Annotated in this window: 4 protein-coding genes and 1 pseudogene; 4 read left to right on the top strand and 1 reads right to left on the bottom strand. The window is 49.2% G+C overall.

Going from position 1 to position 4,048, the window contains the following annotated elements; genetic code table 11:
- Window positions 1-139: 139 nt before the first annotated feature.
- The 4 genes and pseudogenes from ACLD3P_RS21820 to ACLD3P_RS21805 all read left to right on the top strand — a co-directional run.
- On the top strand, window positions 140-1,165 hold the full coding sequence (locus ACLD3P_RS21820; protein ID WP_411006749.1) for a prophage tail fiber N-terminal domain-containing protein: 1,026 nt from the start codon (window positions 140-142) through the stop codon (window positions 1,163-1,165).
- 60 nt (window positions 1,166-1,225) lie between these two features.
- Window positions 1,226-1,483, top strand: coding sequence for a hypothetical protein (locus ACLD3P_RS21815; protein WP_411006748.1), 258 nt, complete (start codon window positions 1,226-1,228; stop codon window positions 1,481-1,483).
- A 1-nt stretch (window position 1,484) separates the two neighbouring features.
- Window positions 1,485-2,597 (top strand): hypothetical protein, encoded by a 1,113-nt coding sequence (locus tag ACLD3P_RS21810; RefSeq protein WP_134944858.1) that lies wholly within the window; start codon window positions 1,485-1,487, stop codon window positions 2,595-2,597.
- Between the two features lie 446 nt (window positions 2,598-3,043).
- Window positions 3,044-3,318, top strand: a pseudogene (locus tag ACLD3P_RS21805) (Arm DNA-binding domain-containing protein); the annotation flags it as partial.
- A gap of 76 nt (window positions 3,319-3,394) precedes the next feature.
- Here the strand turns inward: ACLD3P_RS21805 and ACLD3P_RS21800 are convergent.
- Window positions 3,395-3,991 (bottom strand): hypothetical protein, encoded by a 597-nt coding sequence (locus ACLD3P_RS21800; RefSeq protein WP_411006747.1) that lies wholly within the window; start codon window positions 3,989-3,991, stop codon window positions 3,395-3,397.
- Between the last annotated feature and the right edge of the window lie 57 nt (window positions 3,992-4,048).

Genomic DNA, 4,048 nt, shown 5'->3' with positions numbered 1-4,048 from the left:
TGGTTTCCCGGTCGGGGAACAACTTCACAAACTGACCGGATTTCCGGTCCCTTTCGTTTAACAGGAACAAATATGACTGCTCCCCGGAGGCATTCTGATAAATGGGAAGCCTGCCTGCGGGCTTTTTTATGGAGGTGATATGCCAGTTATATCAGGCACTCTTATTGATGGTGCTGGTCAGCCTGTACCGGGCTGTACCATTCGTTTGCGGGCGCTGAACACAACCAGTGCGGTGATTGCGACTGTCACTGCAGATATTGGTACGGAAGCCGGAAAATATCGTATTGATGCACAGCCCGGAGACTATGCCGTGACGCTGGCGGTGGAAGGCTTTCCACCAGCTCTGGTCGGGAACATTGAGGTCCGGCCTGACTCACCGGACGGGGCACTGAATGATTACTTGCGTGCGGTGAAGGATGAAGACCTGACCAGCGAGGCTATGAAGCTGTTTCAGGAGCTGGCATCGCAGGCCAGAGAAAGTGCTGATAAAGCCAGAGAGGCAGAAGACAGTGCTTCAGGCAGTGCCACTGCCGCGCGGAAAAGTGAGCAGGCTGCCGCTATGTCAGAAAAGGTATCAGCGGAAAGTGCTGCAGCTGCTGCAGCTACAGCTACGCAGACTGAAGCGGCAAAAGAGAGCGCAGTTGAGGCCAGTCGCAGGTCTGAGAATAATGCGGTTGCCGCGCGGAAAAGTGAGCAGGCTGCCGCCATGTCAGAAAAAGCATCGGCAGAAAGTGCAGCAGACGCTGTTGACTCAGCCACGAAGGCTGATGCAGCCAAAGTTGCTGCGCAGGAGGCCGCTGCCTCAATAACGGTAACGGAAGCGCCTGAAGACAGTATATGTTATGTGCGGCGCAATAAAGTGTGGGTGCGCCAGGGGGCTTTTGATGTAGCCGTGTCCTCCTCAGCCGGCATGGTCGATGCACTGTCACACCAGTTATTCATCCTGGACGGCACACAGGATAACACGGTGACGTTTACCCGTTTACCTGAAGGGCGGGCGATGGTGCTGGCGCTGGTTTTCCGGGGGCAGGGGGGGACCATCACCTGGCCGGAGAATCTTAACTGGTCGCAGAATGATACCCCGCAGTTGTCCGCATCCCGAACTGTCATCACAGTGCTCTGGGATGGAGAAACACTGACAGGCACTATGGCAATGGCAGTTTAACATCCTCCACGTCCTAAAGGACGTGGAGGATGTCAAGGCGAATCACGTAAGGAGGTCAGTATGTTTATGTTACTGCTCAGCGGTAACCGGTATACCCCTGATACCTTCATTTCCGTCAGGCAGGTGTATAGCTCGGTGATGCAGAACACAGGATTATCAGTGGTGGTCAGGTCTCTGCGGGGAGAGGCTGTCAGCAGAGGGCTTATGCTAAACGTGCCCGTCAGGACTGTCGGTGGAGCGGTCCTGAGTGGTGGGGACACACTGGTTAAACCGGTGAAAAGTCTCCACGGTTTTCTTTTAGTGACAAAAGAGGTGTGAGTTGACGAATACAGTTAATCCCCTGACAGTACTGGACATCAGAACGCTGGTCGGATTTAAACAGATAACGCCAGGTGAGATTACCGGGGAGCCGGTGGAGGCCCTGAAAAGGTGCGGCATTACCGCTTTCAGGGACATTGTGCCAGGAAAGTCGGTTATCCGGACAGGCAGTATGATGGTGCAGGGCAATACATTTTATGGCCTGCAGGCGCAGACAGAGAAAAACATGTCTGCAGCAACATTCACGCTGGAACTGCTCCCCCGAATGCTGGATCTGAAGGCGCGGGCCATACAGGTAGGTTTCCGCATGAGTCAGAAGCCGGTAGTACTCTCGCAGGTGAACACTACTATGTTATCGATACCAAGAAATGGGACTGCGCCCACAAGGGTGAATAGTGTCAGAACAGCAACGGAGGAAACCAGCGCGTACTATGAGCTGGTAATAAGCACGGACAGTCAGGGGGTAAATGCAACTGTACAGGTGTATGTCAGCCGCCAGCCTGTGGAAAACCTTACTCTGACGATGGCTGGCAGTCACGGTGAATACCCTCTTGCACTGACGGTCGGGTCAGTATTCAGCCCGGTGAAAGAGGATGGTTTCAGCTTTATGGTCGGAGATATTTATATTGCTCAACTGGATTATAACAGCGACCACACGGTAACGCCGCATCTGCTGGGTAATCTTACGCTGGAGCCATTTAAAGTAGCCTCTTACGAGGGGGACCGGCACAGCAATACTCACGGTGAGGATATTGTCACTGCACTGAACACGCTGGACCCAAATAATGATATGGGGGTGCTGGCGGTGAAGCCGGTGGCGCAACCGGCCAGCGTGACGTTTGAGCTGCCGGATAGTACAGGGAAGGCGATACTGGGCGTGGCGCTGAATGTAGTTTATCGGGACTCTATAGCGCCGGAAAACCGGCTGCGTTATCAGATAACCGAAGGCACAACACAGCTGCCGGTGGAGACTATCACCGAGCGAAGGGCGGATGTGACCGGGTTTACCACATTTAGTAAGTTCATGGCATCCCCTGTGGATGGTGGAGAATGGAATGCCGAAAATCTGGCGTTCAGTATGAACCTGTTTAACAGTCCTGGCGAGGGGCGTTAAACAGAAAGTTTCCTGCAGGCATCACGAAGTGAAACCCGTAAGCGCTGTTGACTGCTCCCCGGCCTGGAGGCCGGGGTTTCCCGGAGGCATTCTGATGCCTGCCGGAGAAAGTAGAAAACAATGTGTATATATTTGTGTGCTAAAAAACAAACTCACCACAAAAATAAAATAATAACCTTTTGATTTAATGTTATTTTTTTATTATTTGTGTAGCTACTATCGTAAGGCATATTTACTCGTTTTATTTTTGTTTACCATGCTTTATGTCTTTTGAAATTTTCAAACATTATCAATTCGTTATCGAGCGTTGGTGTTTTAATTTTGTGTACTTTGAGGTTATCAATTTATGCAAAATGTGTACACTGACGTGTATATCCTTTCATGGAGTGTACACATTGCTTGCCGATACAAAATTAAGATAGGCTCCTGGCAAAAAAAGAGACCAAATCAAGGTCATCTCAGACGCTCATGGTCTAAATGTCAGACTCTCTACATCCGGCAGTATAACATTCTTTTACCGATACAGATGGAACGGGAAAGCTGCTCAACTGACGATTGGCGATTATCCAACCATATCACTATCTCATGCCAGGGAACGCCGTCAGTACTTTAGATCATGGTTAACTGAGGGACTCGATCCTTGTCGCCAGATGGTACTGGAGAAGAAGAAAAAAACAGAAGCGTTAACCGTAAAAGAACATACGACTACTGGGAGAAGTTTTAGCACTGTACGGAATTTGGGCCAGGGTCATTAAGACTGACAGTGGCGGCTGGTGCCAGTTTGGAGTATGGCGCGATCAGGATGTTGCGGTATTTATAGAAGCGGTGCGCGGCGGCATCCGGGAATGGTCCAGCTTAAAGTATCTGGCGAGTGTGTGTTCAGTTGCGGCATTAGTCTCTGGGAGGTTCACAATAAGACAGATCGGAATACTCCGGGTAATATAGACCTTTTTAAACGCACTTAATGTGATCTCATTTAGTATGAAGTTTTTTTGCTGCCGTGCAACAATACCTAAAGCTGTTCCGCAATTTACGTCATTAGTGTATTGTTGCAGATCAATGTGACCCGAAAGAGTTTTATAATGAGTACTGATTGTTTTTTCAAATTCGGACGCTGCGTCTTTATTTATAAAAGCACCAGGATATAAGTGCTTCCCAGAAAAAACTCTGGATATTTGTTGTCCCAGCATATGCATGCAATCCGATTTGTTGAAGCCTTTCTCTCCCGTTACTAACAAGAAACCACTTTTTTGCTCAACCTTTGAAATATTATAAGCAATATTAACTACCCTAACAATATCTTTGGCTAGGTTAGTTGCGCCATTTCCGATGGTGGCAGTGCCGGGGGCTGCCCCTCTAATATTGAGGATCGCGGCAGAAATAGGTTTCATCATATTCACCTCTCATGTAGTGATAATGGTTATTATGTGATATTTACTTTTTAATATTTA

This window comes from Salmonella sp. 741265073_HBA (genome assembly GCF_046569105.1).
Classification (GTDB): Bacteria; Pseudomonadota; Gammaproteobacteria; order Enterobacterales; family Enterobacteriaceae; genus Salmonella; species Salmonella enterica.
Note: the sequence above shows the minus strand (reverse complement) of the source record. Positions and strands in the feature narration are given on the sequence as shown.

Bases quoted from the DNA above. Each gene is read 5' to 3' on its own strand.
- ACLD3P_RS21800 (WP_411006747.1), bottom strand. From the start codon at position 3,991: ATGATGAAACCTATTTCTGCCGCGATCCTCAATATTAGAGGGGCAGCC.
- ACLD3P_RS21815 (WP_411006748.1), top strand. From the start codon at position 1,226: ATGTTTATGTTACTGCTCAGCGGTAACCGGTATACCCCTGATACCTTC.
- ACLD3P_RS21820 (WP_411006749.1), top strand. From the start codon at position 140: ATGCCAGTTATATCAGGCACTCTTATTGATGGTGCTGGTCAGCCTGTA.